The sequence below is a fragment of the Methanomethylovorans sp. genome, from assembly GCF_041305605.1.
In the GTDB taxonomy this organism is placed as follows: Archaea; Halobacteriota; Methanosarcinia; order Methanosarcinales; family Methanosarcinaceae; genus Methanomethylovorans.
The window spans coordinates 1-6,235 of record NZ_JBFYLB010000077.1 but is presented as its reverse complement, the minus strand read 5'-3'; the positions used below and the strand labels follow the sequence as shown (position 1 = coordinate 6,235).

The window sequence follows — 6,235 nt, the reverse complement described above, 5'->3', positions numbered from 1 at the left end:
ATGCAAATAAAGGAGCTCCCACTAAGGATGTGATTATACCCAGAGGAATTTCAGTCGCAGTGACCGTTCTTGCAAGATCATCTACAAGCAGCATGAAAGATGCACCTATGGCCATACTCATCGGCAATAAGCGGTCATAGTTAGGGCCTACTACCATTCTGGAAATATGTGGCACTACAAGCCCGACCCATCCAATGACCCCACTGATGCTGACTGCTGCTGAGGTTATAAGTGTTGCACAGATAATGATCACCAAACGCATATTTTTGACATTGATTCCCAGAGATCTGGCTTCCTCGTCACCCAATGACAGAATATTGATACGCCATCTGAGAAGGTATAGCACCAATGTGCCAACGAACATGGGAGCTACTATCCAGAGCAGGTCTTTGTATCTTACATCTACAAGACTTCCCATTAACCAGAAAACAATTGCCGGGAGCTCATCATAAGGATCTGCCACATATTTTGCAAGTGATATGAGAGCAGTAAAGACAGAACCTACAATTATTCCGGAAAGAACAAACACAAGAGTTCCTGCACCTTTGCTAACCTTGCCCATGCTGATGGAAGCAAACATTGCCACAAGCCCGAAGATAAAAGCGCAAAACTGTATTACAAAATGGTTTCCCCCAATCAATATTGCCAGGCATGCACCAAAACCTGCACCTGCACCTACTCCCAGTATATACGGAGATACAAGCGGATTGCGAAATACGCCCTGGAATGATGCACCAGCTGTGGAAAGTGCAGATCCCACAAGCAAAGCGGCCAGTATTCGGGGAAACCTCACACTGAACAGTACTGTGTGCTCGGTAGACTCAGGAACCGCAGTATCAAAAAGCAGAGAAGTAACGCTTCTAATACTGTCATCCACTACAAGGGACATGGATATATGATATCTCCCAACAAAAAGGGAAACTGCGAGTAACACTAAAGGTAATAGATACATGGCCAGAGTGCCATAATGCCTGTTTTCAGGCATGAGTGCACCCCATTATGTTCCTGGGCCAGCCGCTGGACGATGGCCTGTGGAAGGACCTGTTTGGATGGGCATCTTCAAAAGACATTCCATAGAAGCGCCTGTAGAATTCATCTGCCTCTTTTTTAATGTCAACTCCAAGTTTCCCAGGATACATCTTATCAGCTATGTAAAGAAGGCCTAATATCCAGCGAGGACTTCCGAAATCCCAGGAAGGCGGAATCGCATAGACCCGTTGTTCCATCACAGCATCTGCTTCTATGCTATATTGCTGACATTGGCTATAGAACTCATAGAGTGGCCGGGAGAGAAAACCGGAAATAAAGATGGTTTTGGGATTATGCTCATTGATAAAGCCTGGCTGTACATTTATACCAGGCTTACCCTCTTTCTGAAGCAATTTATTGATACTCTGCCCTCCGGCAAAGTTTACAAGATTGTTCTCCATTCTTCCTGCATTCAGGGCAAAGAGAGGAGATCCCATACAATAATAAACCGGATGGCCACTGTTCTCTGCTGCAAGGCTATGGACCAGTTCCATGCGCTTCTTAATGAAGGAAGAAAGTTGTCCTCCTTGTTCCTGGGTCCCTGCTTTTTCGGCGATGAGACTAATAAACTCAAGATAAGAACATGGCTGCTGTATAAGATGATGGATTTGCATAAGGGTGTCAGTGTCGGAAATATCCCTCCATACTTCCAGCATTTTCCGTTCATCCAGTATTCCCATGCAAGTGAGCACTGCATGGACCATACCAAAAGCCCGGCTTATACGGTAACCCCCCATGAATCCGGCTTCACTATAACTTTCAATTGCAGTGGTGCCTGTAACCGGAACAACATAACCGCAGTTGCATGTGTGCTTTGTCCATGGTTTCAACAGCCTGGAACCCATAGGTCCATGGAATTCCCTTTCTGCCAGCAGATCACCGCACTGAGGACAATACGTGTTGAGCAATTCTGTACCAGGAGAATTGAACAAATATACGTGATCCATATAATCGCTCAGAGAAGTACATATCCTTTCAGCCTCACCGATTGACGGTTCAAGTTCGATCGGTGCATCTCCAAAAGGAATGAATCTCATGACCTGAATGGGGATCGTTGGGGATATCTCAGACAAGGTTTTTGCGACCTGTAGTAATTCCTCTTCGTTTCCTCTGTGATATACTACAGAAACTTCCACATGCACTCCCATTCCAAAAAGCATGGCAATGTTTCGGAAAACAGGAATAGACGAGGATACTCCGCATGTCCTGTAACTGCGATTGGAATATCCCTTGATCCCTACGTTCATGAAATCCACTAACTTTCCAAGTTCTCCCAGAGTGTCATCTGTAAAATAGCAATTTGTAGAACAACCCACAAGTAAACCATTCTCTTTTGCCTGAATTGCCAGCTCCCTGAACAAGTAATAATTAGCTGCTGGCTCATTAAGTGTTGATACTATGCCTTTGCAGTCCTGATGTATCGCTTTTGACACTACCTGAGATGGACTGAGCGTAGGCCAGCCAAGGGACTTATTGGATGCCAGCAACCTTGCCACGCATCCTGGACATTGAAAATTGCAACCGGTGCTGAAAACCTGCAAAAATTTTCCAGATGGATAAAAATGGAGCATTGGAACAGTTTCTATTGAAATGGGATATGCTCCCATATATCCTATAGCAGGATCCTGTATTATAGTATTGTCAACGCTCACATAAGTTCCGCATCTGCCCTTACTATGATCGTTTATGTCACAACCGATCTCACATACTCTGCACTTCATTTTTCAGCCTCTTTTACTTACTTATTACTACCCAGAACCCGGACTCGTCCTGTACCGTATGACAGGCAAGTTCTGTCTGTTTCCCAGCTTCCTGCATAGCCCGCAGGTTTTCCGGGCTGAGCCTTTCTTTAGAATTATTATGCCATTCCGGATCAAAGGCGAGCATTTTTTCAGATATTTTTTCTTTAAGTTCCTTTGTGCCGAAACCACCGCCTATCCATGCCTGTCCATTAGGAGCAAGAACACGAGCGACTTCAGTAAAAGCAATAGGAAGATCTTTCCAGAAAAATACAGAACCACGGCTTACAATGAGATCTGCACAATTATTCCTGAAAGGAAGTGTATGTACATCTGCCTCCACAGGCATTACCCTATCATAGATATTATGACGAAGTGCTTTTTTCTTTGAAAGCCTGCACATGTCCTTGGAAAAGTCAATACCATAAACTGGCATATCCGTAATTTCTGCAATCGATATCCCCAGAGATGCGATCCCGCACCCCAGATCCAGACAAATGCCTTCTCTTATTTTACTTTCTTTAAGTATATGGTCTGCAATAACGGGATAAATGGGAGCAAATATATGCTCCGCAATATAAGGGAAGCCTGGAGAATCCCTTTTTTCACCGTTCATGCCTACTCCTCTGCTTCAGGATACAACAACGAGTTGAGCTCTTCATCGGTGAGGTCGTAGTGGAAGAAATCCGAATAGAACTCACGTGTCAGGCTCTCAAGGTCCATATCTGAAAACTGATCGGGATACAGCATTTTTGCAGTCCAGGCTGTTCCTATGATCAGGTGTGGTCCCTGTGGCCTGTCTATCCAGCAGAAAGGATTCTCAGGTGCCAGGTATACGCGCTTGTTCGCCACTGCATCTATGTTCTCCCAGAGTGGGTCCGAATATACAGAGTTGTAGAACTGGGTATTGGATGTCAGTATGACTTCCGGATCCCATGCTATGACATTTTCCATGGAAACTGCCGTCATGCCATTACCAGGAGTGAGGGTACAATTTGCAACATTTATACCACCGCATATATCTATGACCTGAGAGTGCTGCGAACCGGAAGGATCGGTTGCAAGTCCCTTTGGACCTTCAGCATAGTATACGTGTACTTTTTGATCCTCAGGAATGTCCTTTATTGTATCGTTGATCTCAGTAAGGATAGAATTGCGGAAATCTATAAGTTTATCTGCCTGTCTCTCACGATCAAGTAAAGTACCGACGTATTCGATGGTAGGTTCTGATCTCATAATATAGGTTATGGACCCATCAATAGCTACAACAGGAATGCTGCCAAAGTTTTCCTGTCTGAGTAGGATCGTATCGTTTACATCACCCTGGGTATTGTATCCTTCGATCACGATATCAGGATCCATACTGATCAGAGTCTCATAGTTCCCGGTTTCTGTACCATACCAGCCTCCGATCACCGGAAGGCTAAGATATTTATCATCCATCAAAGTATGGTTAAAACTGTTGATGAAGTTCCAGCCAGCGACCTTGTCAGGTGCAAGCATGTATACAAGAATGGTTGATGGCGGGGATGTAGCTATTACAGAATCGATATCATTTGGAAGTACTAATTCTCTACCCAACATATCGGTTATCTGTACCGTATCGTTCTCATCAGAATCACTGTTATCAGATGAGGTTTCATCGCTACCTGAATCATCATCCGATGAGCTACTACTGGAGCTGTGCTTTGATGAACTTCCACCACTGCCTGAATAAATTGCCGTGACAGATGTAGTATTGGTAGTGTTGAGAGAATAAACGGGTGTAGTATCATTCGTAGTATTGAGAGAATTTGTAGTCTTATTGATCTCGTTGGTTACATTAGTACCAGTATCTTCCGGAACACTCATCATCTTATCATTGGTACTATTTTCCTTTTCTGCAACAGGATTTACATTTTCTGTGATCTTGTCAGAACCTGAATTACTTTCATCTACCGAGCTACTGTTCACGCAGCCACTTAAAAAGACTGCAGCCACCAACATCATGGCTATGAGAAGGATCTTGATTTTTCGACTCATATCGTTTCCACCTTTAAAGCATCATTCTTAGTCTTACAACTGCAATTTGCATTGAACGGAATCATGAAATTATCAATGGAAATCAGGCTGGATTGTGCTTGCAATCCCCTTCACCCCGCATAACCTGTTGACCATTATGTTCCATGAATCAGGAGATTTTACGACCTGAAACAACATAAAAATCAGAATGATTGTACCCCTTTTTCCATTCATAGCAATACCCGTCAGACTTTGAATGCTTTTAGCGTTATGTTTGAACAAACATAATGATATAAAAATCTATCCTCAATGGGCTTTTTCCAGAGTGTTAGATGACATTGAAAATATATCCAGATCGTTGTGACTGAACATCTCAATATTGTAAATTTTAGGTAGGAGTTTCTTTTTATTAGACCTGGCAGTCGGTAAAATTCAGTTCAGAATAGAATTTACCATAATTTACTTATCATAAATTGAATAAACATTGGTCATGAACAAGCAATCAATGCCAGAAATCCCCCCTCTTAATAAAAAAACTAAAATTATAGGATGGAATGAAGAACTTGAATCGGCATTCTCTATCTACGAGGGTTCATACATGGCGGGAAGGGTCATGTCAAGACATAAGACTGTCTGTGAAATTCTCATTTCAGGTGCTATAATAAAAGCTGGGATTTCCGGAGCACTTCTGCGAATTGGTAAACAACCAGTGGTAGGAGATTTCATAGTTTTACTGGATCAGTCTGAACTGAACTTGTATACGATCGTCAATATACTGCCTCGAAGAACCTGTCTCTCAAGAGGAGCTGTAGAAGATGGTGCTGAAGAGCAGATAATTGCTGCAAATATTGATACTCTTTTTATTATGACGTCAGTAGGTAAAGACCTCAATCTGAGAAGACTTGAACGGTATTTGACAGTTGTGTATTCTTCAGGAGCAAAACCAGTAATCGTCCTTAACAAAATAGACCTTACTGACAACCCGGCCGAAGCCGTAGAAAAAATAAGATCTGTTGCTGGCGATGTTCCGGTTGTCGCTATTAGTGCTCTTTCAAAAGATGGGCTTGTTGGACTGGAACCTTATATTGGCCCTGGTGAAACAGTGGCGCTTATTGGTTCATCGGGTGTTGGAAAGTCTACGCTCATCAATACTTTTTTTGACAAACAGATTCAGAAAACTATGGAAATTAGGGAAGATGATGAGAAAGGAAGACACACGACTACAGTGAGACAATCATTTCTTCTTCCCAATGGTGGAGTTATTATTGACAATCCCGGCATCCGGGAAATTCAACTTGGAGATAGTTATGATGGATTTGAAAGAGCATTTTCCGATCTTGTTGAGATTGGTCAGAAATGCCACTTCAAGGACTGCACACACAACCAGGAGCCGGGATGTGCTGTCCAAATAGCAGTAAAGAACGGAACTATTGCAAAAGAGAGATTTGAAAGTTATCAGAAATTGA

5 protein-coding genes are annotated in these 6,235 nt (G+C 42.9%); 1 reads left to right on the top strand and 4 read right to left on the bottom strand.

Annotation, left to right across the window (positions count from 1 at the left end):
* The 4 genes from ACCM36_RS05075 to ACCM36_RS05060 all read right to left on the bottom strand — a co-directional run.
* Nucleotides 1-985: FecCD family ABC transporter permease (locus ACCM36_RS05075; protein ID WP_370572664.1), on the bottom strand; the 985-nt coding region annotated here is incomplete at its 3' end.
* Entirely contained in the window at nt 978-2,750 is a 1,773-nt protein-coding gene (locus ACCM36_RS05070; RefSeq protein WP_370572663.1) for a radical SAM protein, read from the bottom strand. The genes ACCM36_RS05070 and ACCM36_RS05075, both read right to left, overlap by 8 nt.
* Before the next feature lie 13 nt (nt 2,751-2,763).
* Entirely contained in the window at nt 2,764-3,384 is a 621-nt protein-coding gene (locus ACCM36_RS05065) for a class I SAM-dependent methyltransferase (protein WP_370572662.1), read from the bottom strand.
* 2 nt (nt 3,385-3,386) lie between these two features.
* A complete protein-coding gene (locus tag ACCM36_RS05060; protein ID WP_370572661.1) occupies nt 3,387-4,790 on the bottom strand; it encodes an iron ABC transporter substrate-binding protein in 1,404 nt (467 codons plus the stop codon).
* Nucleotides 4,791-5,259: 469 nt separating this feature from the next.
* On the opposite strand from ACCM36_RS05060, the gene rsgA reads away from it, so the two are divergent.
* A partial coding sequence (gene rsgA / locus ACCM36_RS05055) for a ribosome small subunit-dependent GTPase A (protein ID WP_370572660.1) occupies nt 5,260-6,235 on the top strand: 976 nt, incomplete at its 3' end.

Bases quoted from the DNA above. Each gene is read 5' to 3' on its own strand.
- ACCM36_RS05070 (WP_370572663.1), bottom strand. From the start codon at position 2,750: ATGAAGTGCAGAGTATGTGAGATCGGTTGTGACATAAACGATCATAGT.
- ACCM36_RS05065 (WP_370572662.1), bottom strand. From the start codon at position 3,384: ATGAACGGTGAAAAAAGGGATTCTCCAGGCTTCCCTTATATTGCGGAG.
- ACCM36_RS05060 (WP_370572661.1), bottom strand. From the start codon at position 4,790: ATGAGTCGAAAAATCAAGATCCTTCTCATAGCCATGATGTTGGTGGCT.